Raw genomic sequence first — 26,085 nt, forward strand, 5'->3', positions numbered from 1 at the left:
GTTTCGCGGCTACGCCGCGAAACCGAGCCAGAGAAATTGATGTGGGGCAGCCATCCGGGTGCTCGCGCACCCGGCAGGGAGCTGCCGGCCCTCCGGGCCTAAGACGCAGTAACTGATGCGACGTCCCGAGCCAAACGCGACTATAAAAAGTCGTACGTTCTTAAAGGCCACTTTAATGCGTAGCTAATCCAGTTAAACGTCCAGGTTGCGGACGTCCAACGCGTGCGTTTCGATGAATTCGCGGCGAGGTTCGACTTTGTCGCCCATCAGCAAACGGAACATTTCATCGGCGGCACCAGCGTCGGTTAGGTTGACGCGTAACAGGGTTCGGTTGGCCGGGTCCAGTGTCGTTTCACGCAATTCTTCGGCGTTCATTTCACCAAGACCTTTAAAGCGTGTGACTTGCAAACCTTTTTCACCCGCAGCACGAACTTCGGGCAGCAATTCACGCAGGTCTTCCAGCGGACGTCGAATGTCTTCGCCGCGGACTAATTCGAATCGTGCGGTGGTTGAACCGGTTCGCTCGATCGGCGTCAAATCGTCGATCGAGAAACCGAGCGTTTGCATGTCCTTCAATCCACTGTTGATGGTGCGAACTTCATGCAACTCGGTCAGGTGCGCCAAGTTGGCCGGTGGCTCCACCGGCTCGGCCGGTTTTGCGGGTGCATCCGTTGCCGCGGTGGCACCTTCAGCGCTGGCCTCATCGCCGCTTGGCGACTCTTCTTCCTCTTCCTCAATTTCAAGAATCAAACCGTTATCGTTCAGGAAAGTTTCAACGTCTTCTTGTTTCAGGAACCACTGTTCGATGTTGCCATGTGTCACCAACAATGGCGGCAACTTTTCAGCGACGGGATCGAAACGTTCTGCATGAATTCGCAAGCTGATGCCGCGTTGTTCCAAAGCGTTGAAAGCCTCTTCCATCGTTGCCAGCGTCGTGCATAACGCTCGCATCTTTTCGCCTTCGACACGACGACCGTCTTCGGCCTCAAACACCGTGTCTTTCAAACCGCGATCAAGCAACTGAGCCTTCATTTCGGCGTCAGACATAATGTAGTACCGGTTCTTGCCCTGCTGGACTCGGTACAGCGGCGGTTGGGCGACGTAGACGTGACCGCGGGCAACCAATTCGTACATTTGGCGGTAAAAGAAGCACAGCAACAACGTACGGATGTGACTTCCGTCAACGTCCGCGTCAGTCATGATGACGATCTTGTCATAACGACGCTTTGTCAGGTCTTGGTCCATCCCGATTCCAGTTCCGATCGCTTGGATCATCGACTGAACTTCGGTGTTTTCCAGCACCTTGGCTTCGCGAGATTTATACGCATTGATGATCTTACCTCGCAGCGGCAAGATCGCCTGGAAGTCTCGCATCCGCCCGCCTTCGGCCGAACCACCGGCCGAATCACCTTCGACCAGGTACAGTTCGCACTCGTCACGATTCTTGCTGATGCAATCACGCAGCTTGCCGGGCAAACCGCCGCCCGACAGAGCACTCTTACGTTGCCGCAGCAGATCCTTTGCCTTGCGAGCCGCTTCGCGTGCTTCGGCCGCCAACAAACCTTTGCGTACCAGCGAAACCGCGACCTTTGGATTTTCTTCCATGTACTTGGCAAGGTGCTCGCCAACGCCACCGCTGACGATGCCATCAACTTCACTGTTGCCAAGTTTGGTCTTGGTTTGCCCTTCAAACTTTGGTTCAGGAACACGCACGCTTAGCACCGCTGTGATGCCTTCGCGAAAATCGTCGCCCGACGGAGTCGTGTTCTTGAACAGGCCTTCTTTCTTGCCGTAATTGTTCAATGTACGAGTTAGAGCTGATCGGAAACCCGAAACGTGGGTTCCGCCTTCGGTCGTGTGAATGTTGTTGACATACGACTGGACATTCTCGGTGTACTCGGTGCTGTACTGCAGCGCGATGTCGTATTGGACGCCATCTTTTTCGCCTTGAATCGCAATCACATCAGAATGCAGAACGTCGGAAGCCCGGTTGAGGTGTTCGACAAATTCAACGATCCCGCGATCGTATTTAAAGTCGCCCGATTCGCCGTTGCGTTCGTCCAGGAACTTGATGTGAACGCCGGAGTTCAAGAACGCCAATTCTTGAAGGCGTTTGTACAGCGTGTCGTAATTGTATTTGAGCGTATCAAAAATCTGGCCGTCGGCTTTGAACGTCGTTTTCGTGCCCGATTTTTTGGTGGCTCGACCTTTCTGGACCGGGCCGGTGGGAACACCGCGCTCGTATTCTTGAGTCCAGGTGAAACCATCGCGGCTGACTTCGACGCTGGCCCATTGGCTTAGGAAGTTGACGACCGTGACGCCGACGCCGTGCAAACCGCCGGACGTTTGGTAGGCACCTTTTTTGAACTTGCCGCCGAATTTCAGCATTGTCATCACGCCCTCCAGCGTGGTGACTTCGCGGCCGAGTTCTTCGGTCAGTTGGTCGTGCTGGGTGACCGGAATTCCCCGTCCGTCGTCTTCGCAGGTGACTGATCCGTCGGTGTGGACGGTGACCGTGACCGTATTGGCGAACTTGGCCATCGCTTCGTCGATCGAGTTATCGACGACTTCGTAAACCAGGTGGTGCAGTCCGCGGGTGGACGTGTCCCCAATGTACATACTGGGGCGAGCCCGGACGTGTTCCAGGTCGGAAAGTCGCTGCAGATCCTTGTCGGTGTATTCCGCCGATGCGGCTGGAATGGCGGAAAGGGGGACATTACCACTGCTGTCATCTGCTGGCTGGGCCGCGGGAGCGTCACTCATGAAGGATTCGCAAAAAGACCATAGGAATAGGGAATCACACGTCGCTGTGCGAAGCCCCAAATTCTAACGTATTTCCCCCTCGGCTGCGATCCGTCATCCAGCTCGGCAAACGTGCTGGCACCGGCTTCGCGATGCGCGGAATTCGCTGAGTTTTCAATACCTTTTTTCAGCGTAGACCGCCCCTCAACGCTTTGGCAGATATCGCTGGTACGCATCGACCGCCAAAACATCGCAGCGTTCATTTTCGACGTGGCCAGCGTGCCCCTTGACGTGCTCGAAATGGATGTTGTGGACTTGCATCGCGGCATCGAGCTCTTTCCACAGTTCGACGTTCTTCACTGGCACCAGTTTTGAACGGTCCTTGCGTTTCCAACCGCGTTTCTTCCAACCGGCCATCCATGTCTTCATCCCTTGCAAGACATAAACACTGTCGGCGTACAGCGTGACCTCGCACGGTTCGCTCAGCGATTGCAGGCCGCGAATCACCGCCATCAACTCCATCTGATTGTTGGTCGCTTCGGGCTGCCCGTCACTTCGTTCCAGTTCTTTCCCCGTTTTTTCGCAGCGAAGAATAAACGCCCATCCGCCTGGCCCAGGATTACCGCTACAGGCACCGTCGGTATAAAGGCTGACTTTTTTCACAGGAAAGGTGCTCGCTGGTTCGGGCGTGTTCGGTGATTGCTCGTTGGCATGATCCTTCTGATCCTTCTTCGTGCGATACAATAAACCAACGGGACTAATCCGCGAACGAGGGGGGAAAAGAAAACCATGTCACGTGCATTCGTACTTTCGATCGTTGCGACCATCGTTGTCGTTACTGGTAGGTTCGATCGGCAATCCGCTGTCGCACAAATGATCTACCAAGATGTCACCAACAACCAATTTGGATCAAGCTATTTTGAATCCAATTCCGTGGGCGGGTTTCTGCAAGGTGATAACTGGTTTTTCAATTTTGGCGGTGCCGGTGTTGCAAGGCAGGGGTTTGCGGGGCAAGGTCCATTGCTGACTCCCTTTGGCGGTGCCGGTGTCGCAAACGGTGGCGGGTTGTCCGGTCGAGGCCGTTTCAATCGCGGTCGTGTATCGGGTGGCCTGGGGTTCAACTTCTCGCAAGGATCGGCGCGGACCAGCACTTCCACGTCCGCGGGCGTGACGACGATGGATGGTTTCCCCGGCAGCATCCAATCGGGCACGATTCGCCCGTTTGTCATTGGCATCATTCCTGTCGTCTCTGACTTTCCTCAGCCCGACAATTCAGAATCCGTTCAGAACGTGCGGCAACTTGCCAAGCTGCGACAATCTCAGCAACAGTTACAAGATCGCCGCTTGCAAACCTTTCTGCAACGGATTCGCCAAGCCGAATCAAGCGGCAACGTCCGCATGGCGCGTGCAAATTATCGCAGCGCGATCGCAATCACTCGCGGCCCGCTGCAAAGGCAACTCAAACAGAACCTGCAAACCTTCATGGCAAACGCGAAGCAACAGGCAAAACAGCAGGACGACAAACAAACGCCCGCCCGAAACAAATGAGATCGGATTTCGATGCCCGAAGGACACAAGACACACTTCATCGCTCGCGAGCACTCCGAGAAGTTCGCCGGCCAAAAATTGAAGGTCACCAGCCCGCAGGGTCGATTCACAACCGATGCAAGAAAAGTCAACGGGAAAGTCTTGGAACGAGTCGAAGCGGTCGGCAAACACTTGTTCTACGTGTTCGAATCAGGGCACATGATCAACGTTCACCTGGGACGTTACGGCAAGTATCGCGAACTACCGTCGCCGCCGCCTGCACCGGTCGGACAAGTTCGCATGCGAATCAGGGGTGATGGCCAGACAGTTGATCTGACCGGGCCAACGACGTGTCGTGTGATCGACTGTGATGGACGTTCACAAATCGAATCCAAACTTGGTCCTGACCCGTTGGCTTCCAGTGGAACGAACGCCGCAAAAAAGAAGCAAGTTTGGGCATCGTTTTCCAAAAGCAACAAACCGATCGGCGCATTGCTATTGGATCAGTCAATCGTTGCTGGCGTCGGCAACATCTTTCGCGCCGAAGTGCTGTTCGAGACAGAACTGAATCCAGAGATTGCCGGCAACCAGTTGAGCAAAGAATCGTTCGATGCGTTGTGGAGTTCGCTAACCAAGATGATGAAGGTCGGTTTGAAGTACGGCAAAATTGTTTCGGTGACCGCAAAGGAAGCTGGCATGCCGGTCGCAAAAATCGAAGGAAAAGATCGTTTTCGCGTCTACGGAAAACAACGATGCCCGCGTTGCAACGCGAAGATCGAAACGATCGAGGTCGCAGCAAGGAAGCTGTACGTGTGCCCAAGTTGCCAGCGGCTTAACGATTGAATCGGCTTCGCATCCAATGTGATCCGCTTGGGCGGTAGCCCTAGTCTGTGGTACCGAAACCTGGCTATCGCGCGGTTGATCTCGTCATCGTCTCTTTTCGCTCCGGGAAAGATGAGGCACCGAGTGACGACTTTTCAGAGCAAAAGGCGACTATAAGTTTGAGTTCGCTGCGAAATCAGCAAGCCGCTTTCGCCAAAACAGCTGATTAAATTGACAAACAGCCAGGGACTAGCTGCTTATGGAACACGACGAAACGAAGCGTCGTGCAATCGCTTGCATTTACAGGCCTTAAAAAACAGTGATTTTGCAAAATACCTGTTAGCACGGTGAATAACCTTGCAAACGCTTGCATCCGCCCCTCAATTAGCTAGACTCGCACTAATCAAATTCTGCGGATGTAATTATCCCGTTAAATGTGGCAAGCGAAGGACTTGGTGCCTTCCGGGAGTTTGGCAGTTGTGGGAAATCGTGTTTCGCATGCGAAAGGAGCTTGTTGGGTGACCGTTTGGGCCACACGAGCGAATGAGCTGCCAAAGCGTTTTTGCGTGCTCGAGGCCGTAAATTGCAACAGCACGAACGCAGAGTTGATGATCGCGAATCGCTCGTCGGTTCATTTGTATTTTTGATTTCACTAACTCGCGACAGGACCCCATGATGAAGAAATTAACTTTGACCGCGATCGCGCTGCTGCTTGCGGTCGCACAATCAGTCTCCACCGCCGATGCCGGAGTCGTTCTGTACGACGGCGTGGCAGGCGACGACTTTTTTAACCCCGACCCGGGACCAGCAGGCTTTGCATTTGACGACTTCAGTGGGCAGGTCACTGACACTGGTAGTTCCCTACTCATCGATATCGCAAATGACACCACAATGAGTAACGGTCTCTTCGGCGGCCTTGGGCGTGACGTGGGACCGATTGCCGACTTTGATCACACTGACCCGGGCACTTTTTTCCGCATGGAATACCGAGTCTTGGGTAACAATGCCGCTACCGGTTTCAATATCCTGCTCAGCGACATTGATGACGCTGACAGCGCTCAAGATTTCCAGATTACCGCCAGCAACTCCTCTGCAATCGCCTTGAGCGACGGCAGCGGCTACTCAGAGCTGTCTGTTCCGATCGATGTGACCGGTTTCAGCCAAACCTCTTTTGGATTTGCTGACATCGGAGACGGAGTTGCCAACTTTGGATTGCGCCAATGGCAGATCCAAAGCCCCTTCGGTGGCACAGACCGCCTGAACATCGAAATCCGACGTGCAGAAATCGTGACCGCTGCGATTCCTGAGCCCGGCTCGTTTGCTTTGATCGCTGCGTTGACAGGCGCAGTCGTGACCCGCCGGCGACGCAAGTAGTCGTCTGACACGACTTTCGCTAGGACCTAGAAATGCTGGACTTAACCGTCCGGCATTTTTTTTGTTCTTCGCGGAAACGTGAATCGCTAGAACCTTCTCAAAAGCAGCCGTTGGACCGGTTGTTGGACACCGGCAAAGGACTTCTTAACCAGTGATGCACGTCAATTGGCGGGCCGTCTGACTTAATGCACATCGAGAAGGAACTGGGAACGATTGAATCGTTTATGTCGGCCAGTTTCCTCCCTCTCCTGCTGAACGTTGCTTAAGACGCTTCGGATCTCGAATTGCATCATGATTTCAAAAAACAAAAACAACCTCCGCTCACGCCGCCGCAAACTAGACCGTGCCGGACGCCGAAGCACTGGCTTCACTCCACGCGTCGAAACACTGGAAGCCCGTGCGTTATTAGCGGCCGCGATTTTTGACGGTGCGACCTTGCGATTCGAGGCGTCCGAAGGCGCTGATACGGTACAGGTTTCCACCCCGACCGCGGGCCTCGTGCAGATTGAAGTCTCAGGCGAAGAGCAAATTGAACTCGGCGACGGCACGCTCGGAACCGAAGGGTTCTCACTCGATGCGTCCGGCCAAATCCTAACAGTCGATCTGGAAACCGTTGGCGTGAGTCTGGAAAACATCGTCATCGAGACCGGCGAAGGCGATGATCAAATCTCGCTTCAATCCAGCGTCGCATTTGCGAGTTCAGCAACTGCGCCAACCATTCGCTTAATCGGCGGCAACGGCGACGATGTGCTATCAGCGGTTGGCGTGACCGAATCGGTTTTGATCGATGGTGGTGCGGGCAACGATATTCTGACCGGTGGCGATGGCAACGACATCCTGATCGGAGGCATCGGCGACGACACGTTGATCGGTGGTCTGGGCGATGACCAGTTGATCGGTGGGTTTGGCGCTGACCGACTTGAAGGTGGCGAAGGCAATGATTCGTTGATCGGTGGCGGTCAGATCGAAGTCACCGTGACGAACCTGCAACAAGAAGACGGCAGTTTGCTGACACCCGTGTTCCTGGCAACCCAAGACGGGGTGTACGATTTCTTTGACGTCGGTGGAACGGCGTCACCAAGCTTGGAACGCCTAGCCGAAGACGGCATCACCGCCGATCGAATTCAGGCAGCACTAAACAGCGGCGGTGTCGCCGAAGCAGTCGCGACCTCCGGCGGCCCACTGGCACCGGGCGAAACACGAACTGTCACGCTGTTCGCGGACCCCAGTGATCCGTTAACGCGTTATCTCAGTTACGCCAGCATGGTGATCCCCAGCAACGATGCATTTATCGGCAATGACGATCCGTTAGAACTGGACCTGTTTGACGAAGACGGCAACTTGATTGAACGAGTTGGCGACGACGCGCACATCGTTACCGGCGACGATGTTTACGACGCTGGTACCGAAGTCAATGATGAGGTTCCCGAGAACACAGCCGCACTTGCTCAGGCGGCTCCCGACACCGGCGAAACCGAAGGCGGCGTGATTCGCCAGCATGAAGGTTTCCAGGGTTCCGATCGTTTTGGTGATCCCGTCGGTAATGTGTTGACCGCCCGTCCCAATGGTGACTTCACGCTGCCCGGTGCAGAGATCCTTAGCATCGAAGTCGATGCGTCGGTGGAAGCCGGTTTTTCGCTCAGCGTGACCGATCAACCGCTCGCATCGTTAACGACCGATCAAACACCGGAAGCGTTGGTCGACGAAGTAGCGCTGGGTAATCTGTACTTCAACGTTCACACCACCGATTTCCCCGGCGGCGCGATTCGAGGACAACTAATTTTAGATTCCGATGAAGTCGTCGGTGGCGTGCGGACATTGACCTTGACCGCTTCACTGGACAGTTCGCAAGAACCCAACGATTCATCGGACTCGCCAGCGATCGGCGAAGCAACCGTGACGATCGTGTTGGACGGCAGTGTCGCGACTTACTCGACGAACTTAAGCATCGTCGGTTTGACAGTTGCGGACCTATTGCCCGTCGCAGGCGTTAGCTCGATCCACTTGCACAATGCACCTGCTGGAACGAACGGCCCCGTAATCGTGGACATCGTCCAAGACGCCGGTGGAGACATCAATGGCGTCGCAACGGACGCAGCCAACGACACCGGCGATGGCAACGTTTTTGTGGAAACAATCGCGGTTGATGGTGACGATATCCTGATCGGCGGTGCAGGCGACGACACGCTATCGGGCGGCATCGGAAACGATCAATTGTTTGGCGGAGCCGGTAACGACACGTTGTTGGGCGGTGCGGGCGATGACGTGCTAGCCGGCGGCGGTGGCACCGATTCGCTAAGCGGTGGAACCGGCAACGACACCAATTCGTTCGCAGGCATCGGCCTTGGTGTTAACGCGACGGTCAATGCAGACGGAACCGGAACAGCTTCCTACGGCGGAGTCAACGAAACCTTCACAGGAATCCAAAACCTAACCGGTTCAGACAACGACGACGTGCTGGTGGCAACCGGTGCGGCGTCGAACATTCTGCTTGGTGGTGATGGAGATGACGTTTTGGCTGGTGGCGGCGGAACCGACACGATCGACGGCGGTGATGGCAACGATACGAATTCGTTCGCAGGTATCGGATTGGGCGTCACGGCGACGATCAACGATGACGGCACTGGGACTGCTTCCTACGGCGGCGTCAATGAAACCTTCGCGGGGATCGAGAACCTTGCCGGCAGTGCCAATGACGACACATTGACCGGCAATGCACTGGCCAACGTGATCGACGGTGGCCGAGGCGACGACACCATTATCGGTGGTGCCGGCGATGATGTTCTGTTTGGCGGTTCAGGTGATGACACACTTTCAGGCGGCGATGGTAACGATCGCCTGACCGGCGGTTTCGGCGCGGACGATCTAAGCGGTGGTGCGGGTGATGATTCGCTTGTCGGTGGTGGACAAATTTCGGTAACGGTCACAAACCTGCAAACTGAAAATGGCAGCTTGCTGACGCCTGTGTTCTTGGCAACTCAAGACGGTGTCTATGACTTCTTTGATGTCGGCAGTGCATCGTCAACCAGCTTGGAACGATTAGCCGAAGACGGAACGACCGGACCACGCATCGCGGCGGCACTTGCCAGCGGCGGTGTGGGCCAAGCCTTGGCGACCGCGGGCGGACCGCTGGCACCCGGCGAATCTCGCACGGTGACTTTCTTTGCTGATCCAAGCGATCCGCTAACGCAGTATCTCAGTTGGGCGTCGATGGTGATCCCCAGCAATGACGCGTTCGTTGCCAATGATGACCCGCTGGCATTGGACCTATTCAACGACGGAGAACTGATCGAGCGAGTTGGCGATGACGCGTTCATCATTACCGGTGACGATGTTTTAGACGCGGGAACAGAAGCGAACGACGAAGTGCCTGAGAACACCGCAGCATTGGCGCAAAGTTCACCGAACACGGGCGTGACCGAAGGTGGTGTCATTCGTCAACACGAAGGATTCCAAGGTTCTGAACGCTTCGGTGGTCCGGTTGGCAATGTGTTGTCAGCACGACCCAACAGCGACTTCACTGCCCCAGACGCCAACATCTTGAGCATTGAGGTCAACGGTTCAAGCGAATCAGGTTTCTCGCTTAGCGTCACTGACGCGCCGCTCGCATCACTGACGACGGATCAAACGGCAACCGAGCTAGTCGATCAGGCGGCGCTGAACAACTTGTACTTCAACGTTCACACTAGCAATTTCCCCAGCGGTGAAATTCGCGGCCAGTTGATTTTGGATTCCGATGAAGTCGTTGATGGCGTGCGGACGTTGACCCTTTCTGCTTCGCTGAACAGTTTGCAAGAGCCTGGCAATTCGTCAACGTCCGACGCGTTGGGCCACGGCACCGTGACGATTGTTCTCGATGGCGATTCCGCGACCTATTCGTCAACACTTGAAATCGTTGGTTTGACAACTGCCGATCTGTTGCCGGTTGCAGGTGTCAGCTCGATTCACTTGCACAACGCACCGGCCAGCGTGAATGGTCCCGTGATTGTTGATATCGTTCAAGACGCAGGCGGTGACATCAACGGTGTCGCACTGGACGCAGCCAACGACACAGGCGACGGCAACGTATTTGTTGAAACCATCGAAGTTGACGGCAACGACATCCTTCGCGGTGGATCAGGAAACGATACTTTGTCGGGCGGCCAAGGTGATGATCTTCTGGCTGGTGGCGGCGGTAGTGACACAATCATTGGTGGTTCAGGAAACGACACCAATTCGTTCGAGGGCATCGGGCTTGGTGTTAACGCGATCGTCAATGCGGATGGAACCGGTACGGCCGCTTACGGAAGCGTCAATGAATCGTTCACTGGCATTGAAAACCTAACCGGCAGCGACAACGACGATGTCTTAATTGCGACGGGAGCAGCAGCCAACGTATTGAGAGGCGGCGATGGCAATGACTTGCTAGCCGGTGGCGGCGGAACCGACACGATCGATGGCGGCGATGGAATCGACGTTAATTCCTTTACCGGAATTGGCTTGCCTGTGACTGCACAGATCAACGATGACGGTTCGGGCACCGCTTCGTATGGTCCGGTGAGCGAAACTTTTGCCGGGATCGAAAGTCTGATCGGAAGCGACAATGACGATGTCCTGATCGGCAACGCCGGGGTCAATGTGATTGACGGTGGCCCAGGCAACGACCTCATCGAAGGCCGCGGCGGCGACGATGCTCTTAGCGGTGGTCCCGGCGATGACCGAATCGCCGGCGGTGACGGCAACGACCTGATAGAAGGCGATGGCGGCAATGACTTCCTGCGTGGCGAAGCCGGCGATGACATCATTCGCGGCGGCAATGGTGACGACAACTTGGCCGGTGGCGGAGGAGGCGACACGCTCGATGGCGGAAACGGCAACGACATCATTGACGCGTTCGTCAATCTGGACGGGCTTGAATTGTTTGCAGTCGGTTCGGTCACTGGCCCGCTGGTTGCACCGCCTAGCCCCGATGCCCCCACAGCGGTTCCGTTTGTAGCAACGGTTGATACGACCGTTAGCATCATTCCAGTTGCATCGGCCAGTGCCCAGAATCGTGGGTTCAGTGTTCTGGATAGTCAATTCAATCCAATATCTTCGTCCGTTGAAGGCGTCGAGACGGCGGACTTGGTGGCTGGTGAATCTTACTTGCTGTTCTTTGATGCTTCGACTGAGACGCGGATCTTTCGAGTTGGATCGTCGGCGGGGCAAGAAGTGTTGAGGCTTGGACAGGGAACGCTTCGCAACCCGCAAGAGGCAACTGATGTTAACGGCAACGGCGAAACGTCGGCTCTGGACGCATTGCAAGTCATCAACCAGTTAAGCGTTGCCAGTGCCAACGGTGCCGAGGCAGAAGCTCCCATCGCGGTGACTGCGAATGGCGAACGACGATTCCTTGACGTCAGCGGTGATGGTCAAGTGTCAGCCCTGGACGCGTTGTTGGTCATCAACACGCTCAGCCGCCGTGCTGACGAATTTGTTTCAGCGGAAGGTGAAGCGGTTCAGGTTCAATTCAATGTCGTGACACCTAGCGTGCAAAGCGATATTGAAACCGAAGACGAATCGGTATCGATCCCAGTCGAGCAGCCCGAAGCGTTAGCCTCGTTTACCGAAACCGAAAACGACGAGCCAACCTCGGTTGTCGTTTACGATGCTGAAGAAACGGTGGACGACGATTCCGATCGAGTCGAAGCACTTGACGACATCTTTGGCGATGCCGACGCTTTGAACAGCCTGTTATCAACCTAGATGCGACACGCGGCATAGCCGGGTTGGTTTAGGAATTGTCCCGAAATAACTTCATGAGATTCAATTCCCCCCAAATCCCAACCCGAACGCGATAGCCTGCCGACTAAAGTGAGCCTCGGGCGCGTAAGCGGCCGGGCCTCGGGCGCTCTGTGAAGCATTTCCAAATCGTTTAACCGCGTGGGCATCGCCCCGCGCGTTTCGTTCAGCGTGGACGCGCGGGGCGATGCCCACGCGGCTAAACGAACGAACACGTGTTTTCCGGGGCCAAAACTCTTCACGGCGTTGCCTTCCAGGGCTGATAAAAGGTCAAAACGTCATTGATGAAATCGGGGGACAATCCAGGGACATACGAACTGGTATTCCATTTCGTAATCATTCGCTATCCTTGCAGCTTGATGATTCAACGTTCTTGTTAAGGCCGCTTCGCATGATGCACCTGCTCGCCTCCGCCATCGAAGAAACGCCCATCGAACCGGCTTCGACCGGCATCATGCTGTTGTTCGCTGCGATCATGATGGCGACTTACGTCGGGGTTGCAGTCGAACGCTTTCACAAAACGGTCGCCGCTCTCTGCGGCGCGGTCGTGCTGGTGGCCTTAAGCCTTTGGCTGGGTGTCTATGAATACCCAAAAATCTATGAGTTCTTGAAAGAGGACTTGAACATCTTCGGCGTCATCATTGGTACCGGAATTTTGGTGGACGTCGTCGGCAAGAGTGGACTGTTCCACTTCATCAGTATGTGGATCGTCCGCTTAACCGGCGGCCAAGCTCAAACATTGTTTCTGACTCTTTGCGTCGTCACCTTTGTCTTCGTGGCTGTGCTGACCATCGTTCCTGCGATGTTGATCCTCAGCTCGCTTGTTCTGGTGATCTGCCGATCGCTCAACTACAAGCCGATGCCGTTGTTGTTGAGCGTCGCGATTTGTGCCAACAGTGGTGCGATCGCAACTTTCGCCAGCGGGTTGCCCAACATCATGATCGGCACGGCAGCCGAAATTCCCTACATGCACTTCATCCAAGTCTCGCTGCCCTACGCGATGATCAGCTTGGTGATCGCGGTCGCTTTCTTGCGATTCTTTTTTAGAAACGAGCTTCCCTGGAAACAGTCCGATGAAGAAAAGGCGGCGCTGAAGAGTCAAATCGAATCGTTTGATCCATGGGCGATGGTGGAAGATCGCAAAGTGCTTTATCGAAGCGGGCTGATCTTGATGGCGACAGTCGTCGGTTTCGTGTTTGCACAACAGCTTGGCGTCGGCATGGATTTTGTCGCGATGGTCGGCGCGACGGCTGCGTTGTTGTTTGCGGGCAAAGGCGTCGAAGACGCGATCGGCAAAGTGAATTGGACGGTGATCATGTTCTTCATGGGCCTGTTCGTCATCATTGGCTGCGTCAAGCAAACCGGAGCACTTGGCGTTGTGGCTCAGCAAGTGGTGGAGCTATCGGGCAACGACCTGCGACTGTTGATTCCGTTGCTGGGCGGTTTTTCGGCCGTCGCCAGCTCGATCGTTGACAACATTCCCGTCGCCGCGACGCTGATCCCCATCGTCAAAGACATTTCCGACGGCGGTGTTCCGGCGGAACCGCTTTGGTGGACGCTGATCATTTGCTGCAACCTGGGCGGTAACGGCACGCCGATCGGATCAATTTCTTGCGTGATCGCAATTTATGCTCTGAAAAGAGAAGCTGGTGTTCACGTTGGCTGGGGAACCTTCCTAAAATTAGGCGGCAGCATCATGCTGGTGCAAGTCGCCGGCGCGATCGTGTACGTCATGCTGTCCTACAACCAAGGCTGGATACCGTCGCTATGAGCATGAAAATCATATGAGCACTGAATCAGAATCAGGCGAACTGGATCGCGAAGTCGATGCATCGATGCGGATGTTTGAGAAATCAAACGTCGGACCGTCGTCCGCGCTCACGCCCATTAAACCGGCACGAGTTTTGGTCGTCTTGGATGGCACCGAGCAGGATGAGACGTCGATTGCAGCGGCGGCGACACTGCGTGAACGATTCAATGTCGAATCGTTAATCCTGGATGCTCGCGATCAACCACAAAGCGAAGATGGCGGCGATGAACTTGCTCATTTGCGAGAAGATCTAGCGATCGCTCGCGCCGGCCAGGTCACTGGAAGCCGGCCGATCTTGCGAGCTGTCGGTGATTCTTACGACGCGATTCTGTCGGCGGTGAAGGAGCATGATGTTGATTTGTTGATCGTTCCCTGTCCCTTTGGTCGGTCGTTCGAGAAGATTGGTACCGATAGTGCCGGAACCGTGATCGATGTTTTGTTATCGAAATGCCCCAAGCCGATGCTGGTCATTCGTCGTGCGGACCAGCTTGTCGGCGAGTGCTTGAAGTCGCTGCGTTTCATTATCAGCAACGAGTGTGAAGTGCAAAATCGTGCTGCCGCTTGGGCGTTTGGGCTGATTGAACCAGCCGGTTCGATCACGTTGAATTTGGTGGTCGAAAAAGAACAATACCAGAACTTGCGATCCATCTTGAAAGCGCTTCATCCAGAAGAAACGATCGACGAGCAAAAATTCGCAGATGCGTTAACCAAGACTCACCATTTGTTGCACGGAGCGATGGCGAAAACGGCAACTGCACTTAGCCTAAGCTACTCTCTGCAACCCCAAGCCAGTGAAGCCGCACCGCCAAACGCGCTGGGCAACGCAACAAAGCAGTTGCTAGTGATGCCGATTGAAGTCGATGACCGATTCACGCAAGGTTTTGTGCAGGATCGAATTCGCCGCAGTCCGCATCCCGTATTGATCGTTCCCGGACACGTGCGAATTGATCAGTGAGCGGGTTTGCACTGGAACCGATTTACGGATCGCTTTCATTGGCGGTCGTATTGGTGGTGATCACAATCGCGATCACGCTTTGGGTCACTCCGCCAACGCCTGATCGCAAACGACGACGTTGGTTGGTGGGGCTAAGATTGATTGCCGCCGCCGTGTTGATGCTGGCGATGCTACGTCCCGCAATCATCCGCACCGACAATCGCGCCGCTGATGCCGCCGTTGTCGTTGCACTGGATTCGTCAAAGAGCATGACGCTATCGGATGGAAGCGGGAATCCACGGTTTGATACTCAGCAAAAATCCGTTGCAACGTTGCTGAAGGGATTGAACATTCTTGACGATTCGCTCTCTGTCGAAGTCATCGCTTACGCTGATGATGCATCACCCGTTTCACTTGCACCCGGCGGCGGAGAAGACGCAATCGATCAGTTGCAACCGGTTGGCGAGTCAACCGACTTGAATGCGGCGATGTTGGCGACGATTGCGGCAGCCCAGGGACAGCCGATCGCCGGTGTTGTCATGTACGGCGACGGCACCCAAACCACACCTGTCAGCGGAGGCGGTGCATCGCAAGTTGCACGCACGCTGGATTCGCTTGGTGTCCCACTTTGGACCGTGCCGATCGGGCCGGCGGCGGGTGCTGGCGAAGACCGTGATGTGGCGATTGCATCCTTGCCCGACAGCTATCAATGGTTCGCCGGGAACCAAGTCGAAATCAATTTCCAAGTCATCACCCGAGGATTTGCGGGGACCGATGTTCCGGTTCGCTTGTCATTGATCGACGAGAATGGAAAATCAGAAGAATTTGCAATTCGCCAAGCCAACAGCAGGCAATCCCGCGACACGGTTGCGATGAAAATAGTCGTTGCCGCTCCTGATCCGGGCACTTACCGGTTGGTCGTGGAGGCAGAAACGCAGGACGGTGAAACGATCCTCACCAACAATCAACAAATCTCATTCGTCGATGTTCGCGAGGGTGGCGGACGGGTGCTGTACATCGAAGGTGCCCTGCGTCAGGAATACAGCTTCATTCGCCGCTCTCTGCGACGTTTTCCCGACCTCGATCTCGTCGCTCGCTGGATCCCCGAAGACACGCAAAAATCTTGGCCGGTCGATTTGTCGGGTGTGTTTGAATCAGGGAAGTTCGACGTCTTCATCATTGGTGATCTTGATTCCGCAGCACTAGGGCGAGACCAGTTAAAACAGTTGGCAGACGCGGTCAACGACGGCGCGGGCTTGGTGATGATCGGCGGTGGAGACACTTTCGGTCGTGGCGGTTATGCCCGTTCGATCCTGGCCGAAGTCTTGCCCGTTGATCTTAATACTGACGACCGAAACAACCAGATCGCTGAACCGTTTGCTCTGAATCTCACGCGGAATCATCCCATCACCGACTTGGGCGGCGATCGACCGGAACAGATTTGGAAAGACTTGCCGCCACAACTGGGCGCGAACCAGTTCGCAGGACCAAAGGTTGCACCGGGGATTGAGGTTCTGTTGCAATCCGAAACCCAGCAGCCAATGTTGGTTGTGGGAAGCTACGGTCGTGGTCGAGTCGCGGCCTTGGCGTTTGATTCAACCTACCGGTGGTGGCGAGCCGGTCAAAGCGAAGTCCATCGTCGATTTTGGCGACAATTAATGCTCTGGCTTTTGTCCCGAGAAGAATCCGGCGACGAAAAGATCATCTTGGAAATGGATGCTCGTCGATTTACCGCTGATGAGATGCCAGAATTCCGAGCCAGCCTCAATTCGGCAAGTCGATTACCGTTGGTCGCCCATGCGATCGATCAAAAAGGTGTCAGGACTCGAATCAACACCACCGTATCGCAATCGGACGATTCGGCAGTTTCGATCCGCGGACAAATTCCCAAACTGGAACCGGGAATGCATCGGTTGGAAGTGTCCCCTGCAGATGTCGCTGGACAGCCGAGCAACTCAAAAGTTGAACCAGCGGAAATTGCTTTCCAAGTCATCGACCAAAGCATCGAATTGCTCCGACCGATCGCGGATCCGGTCTTTTTACAACAACTAGCCAGTCAAACCGCCGACCAGGGTGGAAGGTCTTTCCGACCCGAAGAAATGAACGAGCTTTTGGAGATAATATCCCAACGACGAAAAAAAGCGGAAACGCCGATCGTCGAAAAGAACCGCCTCGGCGATGGACCGCGAACCGGGTGGCCAATGTTCCTACTATTCGCCGGCTGCCTCTCGACAGAATGGTTCCTACGTCGGCGATGGAACTTAGCTTGAGCTTAGGGCGAGTCGTTCGTGTCAGCTAAATGTTCGCGTAGCGTTACGTAGGCCGGAACAAGGAGTCTTCGACGAAGTTCCGGCAATCCGCGTCAACACTGCATGCCGGAACTGTCTGCCAACACTGCATGCCGGAACAGCGCCGAAGCGGCTCGTTGCCGGCCTACGTCCTGGCATGCGTCGCCGCTCCGCAGCTTTTGTTTTGCGCCTGAAAACCAAGCTGACATGGAATACAGCGTCGTAGGAACTGTCCTGAAACAAGCTGCGTACTTGGCGAAATCTCTCGTAGCTGGGCCCGCCAGGGTTCAGTCGTGTACAGCTCAAAGCTCAAACCGTTTAACCCTTCGCGGTGTTGGATGCAGCTCCTGATGGACTGAACCCTGGCGGGCCCAGCTACGGGAAAAGCCGGAAGTTGTTTAGGGGCACATACATCGTAGGGCCGGTTCCCACCGGCCAATTGCGTCGGTTAAACTACGGGCATGAACGATAAAGAACTCGCAAAACGCCGTTTACATCTTCGCAATTTGGTCGTCATGGCACTTGCCGACGGCTCGCTTGGCGAACGCGAGGTCAATCTGGTTGCGGATCGCTGTGCCGAACTTGGCTTAGACGAATATGACTTGCAAAAGGCGGTCGAATTCGGGCTGGGTGATGACGCGGCACTTGAACTCCCAACCGTTCGTGACGAGCAGATCGAATTGATGCTCGATTTGATTCGCATGATGGCGGCGGATGGCGTCCTGGACGAAGGCGAGAAACGTCTTTTTGCTCTCGCGGCGGCCAAGATGTCAATCGATACTCCCGAGATCGAAAAACTGATCGACTCGGCACTTCGAGAGTAATCGATCCGTGTCCCGAATCTTGATTACCTCTGGACCGACGCGGCAATACCTCGACCCGGTCCGGTATTTGACCAACGCATCGAGCGGCCGAATGGGCGCGGCGCTTGCCGAAGCGGCGATCGACCTTGGACATGAGGTGGTGATCATCAGCGGTCCAGTCGCGATCGACTATCCATCGGCGGCCCAGGTCATTCCGATTCTAACAACCGACGAAATGCTGGACGCAGCTACCGCAACATTCGCCGATTGCGAGGGTGCGATCGGGGCGGCGGCACCCTGTGATTACATGCCAAAACGTGTTGCGACTGAAAAGATTTCAAAAACCGGCGATCCCATTTCGATTGAACTTATCGAAACTCCCGACGTTGTTGCGATGCTGGGACAAATCAAGAAGCCTGGACAATGGGTGGTTGGTTTCGCATTGGAAACCGAAGATCAACGTTTTCGTGCAACGGTTAAACTGCAAAAGAAGCATTGTGATCTGATCGTCAGCAATGGTCCCACTGCGATTGATTCGGATGACAACTCTGTTGAATTACTTGGCCCGGGTGGCAGAGTCATTGAATCTATTTCTGGCAACAAATCGCATGTTGCTAACCGGCTACTGTCGCAATTTGATGCGTTACTAATCCGCAAAACGTAGCGGAACTCGCCAAGATTTTCGGCCTTATGGTGACGCCGAAAGTCTTGGCGACTTCCGCTACGGCTAAAACTTAAAACTACGAGAAGCCGTCTTGAACCTTGAAGTAACGCTGGGCCGCTTGAAACTGGCCAATCCGATCATGGTCGCGTCAGGCACGTTCGGCTACGCTCGCGAGATGCAGGAAATTGTCGATGTTCCTCGCTTGGGTGCCGTGCTTCCTAAAACGATTACGGCGGAACCGCGAATCGGCAATGCGCCTTGGCGAACCGTGGAAACCTCCGGCGGATTGTTGAACGCGATCGGGTTAGACAACGACGGTGTTGATGCGTTTCTAGAAAACCACCTGCCCTACTTGGCCAAGATCGGTACCGCGGTCGTCGTCAGTGTTGCCGGACGAACCGAAGATGACTTTGTGTCGCTTGCCGCACGCGTCGGTTCGCAACCAGGCGTATCAGCAATCGAATTGAACCTTTCGTGCCCCAACGTTAGCGGTGGGATCGACTTTGGCACTAATGCGGAGTCATGCCGAAGCGTCGTGGCTGCTGCGAGAGCGGCAACCGACGTCCCGATCCTGGCGAAGTTAACACCGAACGTGACCAAAATTGCTGACGTCGCCAAAGGTGCCGCTGATGGGGGTGCCGATGCGGTTTGCTTGATCAACACCGTGCTGGGAATTGCGGTGGATTGGCGTAAGCGAAAACCAATTCTTGGTAATGGAATGGGTGGATTATCGGGACCAGCCATTAAACCAATCGCCCTGCGTTGTGTGCATCAGGCCGCCACTGCGGTTAACATTCCGATCATTGGAATCGGCGGGATTGCTAACATCGATGATGTGATGGAGTTCTTGGTAACGGGAGCTTCGGCGGTCCAAATTGGAACGGCAAATTACTATGACCCAACCGTCTCAACGCGTTTGATCGACCAGTTACCTGCGGCGATTGCAGAAATTGGATGCAGCGCGGTTTCCGATTGCGTCGGAACACTGTCAAAGTAGGCCGTAGCGAGTGGAGCGAGTTACGGCACCCGCGGCAACAAAAGCCGTTACCTTATTTCACTCCCTTGGATACGGCCTACATTGGTGACATGAAACTTCTGGACAAACTTGACCGAATCGTTCGACCGATCGCGATCCCCAACCTGACCGAAGTGCTGGTGTTCGGCCAAGTCGGAATGATGTTGGCCTCATTCATGCAACCAGGACTGTCTCAGCAGACGGCGCTGGTTTGGACCAAAGTGTTCGAAGGCGAAGTGTGGCGACTGATCACGTTCCTGTTCTATCCACCGCCGATCGGCATTTTGGTGATCTTCTACTTCCTGATCTTTATGATGATCGGAAAGTCGATGGAGCAGTACTGGGGAATCATTCGCTACAACGTTTATTTCTACCTTGGTGCGATCCTAACCGCGGTCGCTGGATTAATTGTTCCAGATCAATTTGTGACGGGACTGTTCTTTCAAGCCAGTTTGTTTTTGGCCTTCGCAGTCATCAATCCGAACTATGAATTCCTGATCATGTTCGTGATCCCCGTGAAGGTGAAATGGCTAGCGTTGTTGCAAGGGCTCTTTTACCTGCTGACCTTATCGACGGGAATCAATTCAGCATCGCTGATGGCCACTGCCGCGATCGGGAACTTTCTGATTTTCTTCGGCGGCGATCTGCTTCAGCAAGTCAAACGAATCAAGCATCGAGCAAAATTCACTGGAATGCAGATGCAGGAAAAACGCCCCACGCACCTCGCCCGACATACCTGCGCCGTATGCGGAAAGAACAGCAACGACGACCCATTCGAGGACTTCCGTTACTGCAGCAAATGCGACGGCGAAAAAGCCTACTGCGAAACGCATTTGCGCGATCACGAACATCAGGTCTGAATGGCTATTTTTTGTAGGCCGTAGCGAGCGGAGCGAGGTAGGGCATTGGTTTTTGATGGGGATGAAAACGATTGAACAATGATTCCAGAATTTCGTGATGACGGCTACCTTCCAATCGGATTACACCCCGCGACCGAAGCGGAGGTTTCATTTCGCTTTGGAACCGCAACTCGCCAAAGACAACGATTAACTCTTCGGTTGCGTCGTTGGCTGGTGCTCGCTCGTTGCGTGAACGCGAAGCGATTCCTTGTCGATGGAAGCTTTGTTACCGCGAAGCGAAATCCTGTCGACGTGGATGCCGTCATTTGGATTCCTTCCGATTTCGCTACTCAACTTCAGCGAGGTAATATTGACGCGATCGAACTGGATTCCATGCTAGTCACACGCCGTCCAGAAGAGCTTTTTGCCGCTGAAGATGGACGTGACTGGGACGACTGGGTAAACTTCTTTATTCGGACTCGAGAGTTTGATGAACGTCGTAAAGGGATCGTGGAGATTTTACTGTGATAGAAAATGCTGTGGAATACGAAAAGGCAATCGCCGAATTGCGTTCATTGCAGGATCGCCTCGATGCATTGCAGCGTGACTACCCCATTGGTGAAAAAGGTTTTACCAAAGCAGGTATCCGCAAGTTGATTGCCCGAATCAATGAAGAACTGGCAGTGTTCGAGGGCAGCGCCGAGGCTCGAGCAACTTAGTCAGATAGGACTCTGGGATTGAGAAGTGAACTGATTCGAATGTTGCGTGCCGAGCCGTTCGTGCCCTTTTCCGCGAGAGCCAACGCTGGCCACACTTCTGAAATCACGTATTTCGACTGCCTGTTTTCTCAGTTAGCGGGTCTGTGTCGATTCAACCACAAGATTGCTCCGCGGATTTGATACAGCATTGTTAGAGCGGCTGAGTAGAAAAGTAGTTTTTGCATCAACACTTGGCGAAGCAACCAGTCGGTTCCAAGGACAATTCGACCATCATCGAGAACTCGGAGCGTGATCTGCATCGCCGTCAGAAAGCACAGCAGCAGTAGTAGTCGACCGAACCTTCGTGGATAGTCCTTCTGACGTAACAGTGCGGTGGCATAGCATCCTGCTGTGAAGCCAAGCAAGATGAACGCTGACATGGCAAACCGCTGATGCGCTTCGTAGTGCCAGTCAATCGGAGTCCATCCGACGCGAACGAAGAACCACGCCGCAATAAATCCGGACACACATGCAGCCAGCGCAAAATAGCGAGCGATGCGTACGGTAAAAAGTCGAGGAAGACACGCCATATGGAAGGCAAGCCCGACACCGCCCAGTGTCATCGCAAGCTGAAAGACTTGGCTGGCAACGCGGTTGGGACGATGATCGGGCAAGTACTCGCGTCCCAAATCACTAAGGAAGTTTTGGGACCAGGAATACCCCAATGTTGAACGGTCCCAAGCTGTTCCGCCCGCATAAAATTCCATGGCGAGGTGGATCAATACGAGAAGGGTTATGCCGAGCAAAGCCGACAAGCCTAGCAGCGTTGGCGTGCTGGGACTGATAGGAATCCGTGCCAACCATCCTGATCGACCTGCAAGAAGAATTGCCAAACAAAAGATTGGTGTAAGATTCCACGACTCCAAGAAAGTAAAAGTCGGCCATTGCCGAGAACTCCATCGAATGCTGCCGGGTCGGGTTGCCACTTGATTTAAGTCGATACGTTCTCCCTCGTTGAGAAGCCGGTGTCGAATGTCCGATCTTCCGTCTGCGAAAGTCCCACCAAAGAAAGTGATTTCGGCGCCAGGTTCTTCCACGTGAATTGCGAAATCGGCTTTGCGGAGCCGATCGCCTGCCGAAAATGCAAAATCAAGTCGGTAGAGCAGGGACCGATCCGCTTCAAGCTCGCAGAGGATCGCCGAAGTCTTTGGATACCAAGTCCCATTTGCAAGTTGGCTCCAATCTCGATTCTCGAGACGTAAAGCGATTGGTTCTAAAGCATTCTCAGACCAACTGCGTCGGGCGATCGCATGGCCATGTTGTTTGCTCAGTGTGACCGTTTCACCGTCGAGGCTAACTAAATCAACTTCGTTTTCATCTTCTTCGAGAACGCGAAACCTGCGGTTCGATAGACCATCGGAAAGATTGAATACAGCGTGCGTGAACCCGGATCTGAGGGACCAAGCGGGCAGCGTCGTGTTGCTTAGGCCAAGTACATCCGCCAACGGATCTGCCAGAATCTGTGATGCTTCGCGTCCTTTCGTCAGCAAATAGCTTCGCGGTTGCACTGACCAGTCCGAGTCACTTTGAGAGACATACTTCGCATCTCCGTCGAATACTTCTATCCATGGATGGCGACGCGTATCAGATTCAAGGCGCATCGAATGAGCCTGGCCGAGTCGTGCCACTTCGATGTCGTACTGTATCGACGTGAGGGGAGTGTCCGCTACCAACTCAGCATTCTCAGCAACGACCTGCTGAGTCATTCGGCATTGGTAGTGATAGCCGCCTTCGACGGTCGCCCTCTCAAAACAGTTCTGCCAAGAAGCTTCAATGACATCGAGCGGATCTGCCGAGGACAACGATGGAATTAAAACCATCCCGAACATGAATGTAAAAAGTAAGCATCTCACGAACAGCAAGAGTGTTTGGGGATAAGTGACAGACGGGCTTACTGATCCAGCTCAAACAATGGCATCGCAATGCCGGTGCTGTCGACCTGCCAAGGTGTCCAGATTAGCCATGGGTCGTCGACTTTTAGGTCGCTTTTTCTTGGTGGGATGACGGTGGTGTCGAGTTCCCAATTGTCGACGTTGAACTTCTCGCCGAGCTCTTCCAACTCTTCATTTAACTCGGCATCGAGGTCTTGCATGTCGATGGCGATTTGCTGGAGCTGATCTTCGGCGCGAGAGACGTCGCCTTTTTGCTGAGCGGCTCGGCCGGCACCTCGCATCGCGGTGCTCATTTTTGACACGTTGGTGCGGCTGGCGACCTTGTTGCCCATGAACGCACCCAAGATTGACGCGCCAAAGGAGATTATCGACGACATCTTGGCTTGCTTATATTGCTCGGCTTCCCGATCGACGCGATCCTGTGCCGTTTGAAGTTTTGAATTGAGCTTCGCCATCTTGTCGGCGTACTTTGACCGAAGCTTTTCGGTTTCGGTGTCCAGTTGTTCGCGAGCGGCTTGCTTAAAATAGTTTCTCGCCTCGACTTCGCTACTTCCGCCCGGTGCGAACTCTTTTAGCAACGCACTTTTGTAAAGAGTCATCGATCGGTGGCGATACAAATAGTCTTTAAATTGCTTTTCGTAGGATGCAAAGTTTGATTTACTGAGAAGGTCGGTTGGCAATTCACTGAAGATGTAGTTTGCTTCAGGTTCTTCGAGCCATTCAACATCGGGGCTAATCGGTTTTCCGGATTCCCAAAGGTCGTCTGGAACTCCGCGTCCGCAACCGATCATGTATTTGGCGTCAATCCATTTGTCCAGGTTTGCACTGGCACGAACAAAGTGCAGACTCCCTTCGGCGTAGATGCCTGGCCGGTAAACCAACTTGGCTGAATCGTCGGGCATCATGCTAGGTGCCATAAACCATTCCTCGATTCCGGCCGGGGCAATCGGACGCGAAGGAGCCGCCGGTTCTTTTTCCAACGATTCGCCACTGGCCTCGGCTTTCGACTGCATCACTGCCTTGCGATCGGCCATCAATTGGCTGATCTGATCGCGAGCGAGCGGTCCGGCAAGGAATGACATTGCCCAACGAGTTTGGAAAATACTGGGGCCGTCGTCGTGAACGTTGTTGAGCAAGAAGACGCGACTACCAAGCCCGGCTAAAATTCTCTCCATTTCAGATTTATCAAACGGCTGGCCAGATTGAACTGCGGCACCCTCCAGGCCTTCCAACACTCGCGCCTTGTCACGTTCAGTTTGCAGTCGACCAAGAAACCAGGTTCCGATGTTGGAAAGACCTTTGTAATCCAGATCGACCGGGTTTTGCGTCGCCAGCGTGATGCCCAAACCGAAAGCGCGAGCTTGTTTCAGCAACGTCAGCATCGGTGGTTTTGATGGTGGATTGGATACTGGTGGAAAGTACCCGGCAACTTCATCCATGTAGAACATCGCTCGCAGCGAACTGGTGCCCGATTGGGTTCTGACCCAAGCCAACAATTCGTTTAACAAGATCGTGACGAAGAACATTCGTTCGCTATCAGTCAAATGAGCGATCGAAAGAATCGTTAGCCGCGGTTTGCCCTCGGCGGTGTAAAGCAGATTTTGAATGTTGAGCGGTTCGCCTTCCAGCCACGTCGAAAACGCGGGGGAGGCCAGCAAATTATTCAGCGTCATGGCCAACTTGCCACGGTCCTTGGATGACATGAATGAATCGAGATCCAAGACGCCAACACGTTTGATAGGCGGCGATTGAATCAGTCCAATCAAATCACCAATCGTGACATTCTTACCTTCACGCCAGCAATGATCAAAGATCGACGAGATAAGAATGTGCTCGCGAGACAACAACGGGTCGGCTTCGATGCCCATCAATGTCAACAAGCCCGATGCCGCACCGGTAACGCGTTCGCGCATTGCATCGGAGTCGTCAAGAATCGTTCGCGGCGGCGCATCAAAACTTTTCAGCACCGTCATTGGGATGCCGTTATTGCTGCCCGGCGTGTAGATCGCCACGTCCACCGACTCTTTGAACTTCTTGACTCGTTCGGGAGTCTGCCCCCAGGACGCTAACCCTTTTTTCCACATCGCAGCGGTATCGGTCGCATGCTGGTCGATCGTTTTCCCTTTGCGACTAGCTTCGCGAGGTTCCAGCCAAGGCTTAAAATCCTCTGGCAGCATATCTGGGAACGAAAGCAACAAGTTGCCAAGGTCGCCTTTGGGGTCAACGCAAATTGCGGGGATTCCATCAATGGCCGCTTCTTCAAGCAAAGAAAGGCACAACCCCGTTTTCCCCGACCCCGTCATTCCAACGCACATCGCATGAGTGCAAAGGTCTTTGGCGTCGTACATCAACAAGTCATCTTTGAGCTTGCCACCATTTAAGTCGTAGTGACGACCAAGGTAGAAGGACGCAAGCTTTTCAAAGACTTCGGGTGAGGGCGCAGTCATGATTGTTATCTGATAAGAGATCGATGAGTAATGCCATGGTTTTACAGGATTCTTAAGCGTGGCGGGACCGCAAGATATTTGGGCAAAACGATGAGGGGGCAAAACGATGGTGCGCTGTCGTCATATTCGGACGCACCATCGTTTTGCCACCACATCGTTTTGCCCGCTTCGGTATTTTGACATAACGATTCAACGCTGCGCGCACGAAAAAACCCAATCAGGCTGGCGACGGGCCTGATTGGGTTTTCGTCTGACGACGTAGTGATGGTTTGGGCCGAAGCCCTCTATTCTGTTGAGTTGTTAGGAGATCATTCTCACGGATCCGATTGTCGTGTCACCACAACAATCATATCTAAGAATCCTTAGAAAGGAGGTGATCCAGCCGCAGGTTCCCCTACGGCTACCTTGTT

At 54.2% G+C, this 26,085-nt stretch carries 17 protein-coding genes; 13 read left to right on the forward strand and 4 right to left on the reverse strand.

Features of this window, described 5'->3' with window-relative positions; translation table 11 throughout:
• Nucleotides 1–192 precede the first annotated feature (192 nt).
• Both RC85_RS17590 and rnhA read right to left on the reverse strand, forming a co-directional pair.
• A complete protein-coding gene (locus RC85_RS17590; RefSeq protein ID WP_068265191.1) occupies nucleotides 193–2,763 on the reverse strand; it encodes a DNA gyrase subunit B in 2,571 nt (856 codons plus the stop codon).
• Nucleotides 2,764–2,946: 183 nt separating this feature from the next.
• On the reverse strand, nucleotides 2,947–3,405 hold the full coding sequence (rnhA, locus tag RC85_RS17595; RefSeq protein ID WP_068265217.1) for a ribonuclease HI: 459 nt from the start codon (nucleotides 3,403–3,405) through the stop codon (nucleotides 2,947–2,949).
• Nucleotides 3,406–3,531: 126 nt separating this feature from the next.
• Between rnhA and RC85_RS17600 the strand changes: the two genes are divergently transcribed.
• The 13 genes from RC85_RS17600 to RC85_RS17665 all read left to right on the forward strand — a co-directional run bounded on the left by RC85_RS17600 (nucleotide 3,532) and on the right by RC85_RS17665 (nucleotide 21,297).
• Complete coding sequence (locus RC85_RS17600; RefSeq protein WP_068265193.1) at nucleotides 3,532–4,290, forward strand: hypothetical protein; 759 nt, start codon at nucleotides 3,532–3,534, stop codon at nucleotides 4,288–4,290.
• A gap of 12 nt (nucleotides 4,291–4,302) precedes the next feature.
• Nucleotides 4,303–5,112, forward strand: coding sequence for an Fpg/Nei family DNA glycosylase (locus tag RC85_RS17605; RefSeq protein ID WP_068265195.1), 810 nt, complete (start codon nucleotides 4,303–4,305; stop codon nucleotides 5,110–5,112).
• 654 nt (nucleotides 5,113–5,766) lie between these two features.
• The gene (locus tag RC85_RS17615; RefSeq protein ID WP_162273225.1) at nucleotides 5,767–6,465 is read left to right on the forward strand and encodes a PEP-CTERM sorting domain-containing protein; all 699 of its coding nucleotides are present in this window, start codon (nucleotides 5,767–5,769) and stop codon (nucleotides 6,463–6,465) included.
• A gap of 291 nt (nucleotides 6,466–6,756) precedes the next feature.
• Entirely contained in the window at nucleotides 6,757–12,189 is a 5,433-nt protein-coding gene (locus tag RC85_RS17620) for a spondin domain-containing protein (protein ID WP_068265200.1), read from the forward strand.
• A gap of 430 nt (nucleotides 12,190–12,619) precedes the next feature.
• Nucleotides 12,620–13,996 carry an SLC13 family permease gene (locus RC85_RS17625; RefSeq protein WP_149753147.1) on the forward strand — a complete coding sequence of 459 codons (1,377 nt, stop codon included), beginning with the start codon at nucleotides 12,620–12,622 and terminating at the stop codon, nucleotides 13,994–13,996.
• Nucleotides 13,997–14,009: 13 nt separating this feature from the next.
• Nucleotides 14,010–14,990 carry a universal stress protein gene (locus RC85_RS17630; protein WP_068265203.1) on the forward strand — a complete coding sequence of 327 codons (981 nt, stop codon included), beginning with the start codon at nucleotides 14,010–14,012 and terminating at the stop codon, nucleotides 14,988–14,990.
• Entirely contained in the window at nucleotides 14,987–17,239 is a 2,253-nt protein-coding gene (locus tag RC85_RS17635; RefSeq protein WP_068265205.1) for a glutamine amidotransferase, read from the forward strand. Before RC85_RS17630 ends, RC85_RS17635 begins: the two co-directional genes overlap by 4 nt.
• A 479-nt stretch (nucleotides 17,240–17,718) precedes the next feature.
• Entirely contained in the window at nucleotides 17,719–18,081 is a 363-nt protein-coding gene (locus RC85_RS17640; protein WP_068265208.1) for a tellurite resistance TerB family protein, read from the forward strand.
• A gap of 7 nt (nucleotides 18,082–18,088) precedes the next feature.
• On the forward strand, nucleotides 18,089–18,724 hold the full coding sequence (locus RC85_RS17645; RefSeq protein ID WP_235033425.1) for a phosphopantothenoylcysteine decarboxylase domain-containing protein: 636 nt from the start codon (nucleotides 18,089–18,091) through the stop codon (nucleotides 18,722–18,724).
• Nucleotides 18,725–18,815: 91 nt separating this feature from the next.
• The gene (locus RC85_RS17650) at nucleotides 18,816–19,721 is read left to right on the forward strand and encodes a dihydroorotate dehydrogenase (RefSeq protein ID WP_068265209.1); all 906 of its coding nucleotides are present in this window, start codon (nucleotides 18,816–18,818) and stop codon (nucleotides 19,719–19,721) included.
• Between the two features lie 65 nt (nucleotides 19,722–19,786).
• The gene (locus tag RC85_RS17655) at nucleotides 19,787–20,599 is read left to right on the forward strand and encodes a rhomboid family protein (protein WP_084422786.1); all 813 of its coding nucleotides are present in this window, start codon (nucleotides 19,787–19,789) and stop codon (nucleotides 20,597–20,599) included.
• A gap of 78 nt (nucleotides 20,600–20,677) precedes the next feature.
• A complete protein-coding gene (locus tag RC85_RS17660) occupies nucleotides 20,678–21,106 on the forward strand; it encodes a DUF6932 family protein (protein ID WP_068265210.1) in 429 nt (142 codons plus the stop codon).
• The gene (locus tag RC85_RS17665; RefSeq protein WP_149752976.1) at nucleotides 21,103–21,297 is read left to right on the forward strand and encodes a hypothetical protein; all 195 of its coding nucleotides are present in this window, start codon (nucleotides 21,103–21,105) and stop codon (nucleotides 21,295–21,297) included. Before RC85_RS17660 ends, RC85_RS17665 begins: the two co-directional genes overlap by 4 nt.
• A 128-nt stretch (nucleotides 21,298–21,425) precedes the next feature.
• Here RC85_RS17665 and RC85_RS17670 read toward each other — a convergent pair whose 3' ends face one another.
• The gene (locus tag RC85_RS17670; RefSeq protein WP_149752975.1) at nucleotides 21,426–23,156 is read right to left on the reverse strand and encodes a DUF998 domain-containing protein; all 1,731 of its coding nucleotides are present in this window, start codon (nucleotides 23,154–23,156) and stop codon (nucleotides 21,426–21,428) included.
• A gap of 71 nt (nucleotides 23,157–23,227) precedes the next feature.
• A complete protein-coding gene (locus tag RC85_RS17675) occupies nucleotides 23,228–25,675 on the reverse strand; it encodes an ATP-binding protein (RefSeq protein ID WP_068265215.1) in 2,448 nt (815 codons plus the stop codon).
• Nucleotides 25,676–26,085: the final 410 nt, after the last annotated feature.

Source organism: Rubripirellula obstinata (genome assembly GCF_001642955.1).
Lineage (GTDB): Bacteria > Planctomycetota > Planctomycetia > Pirellulales > Pirellulaceae > Rubripirellula > Rubripirellula obstinata.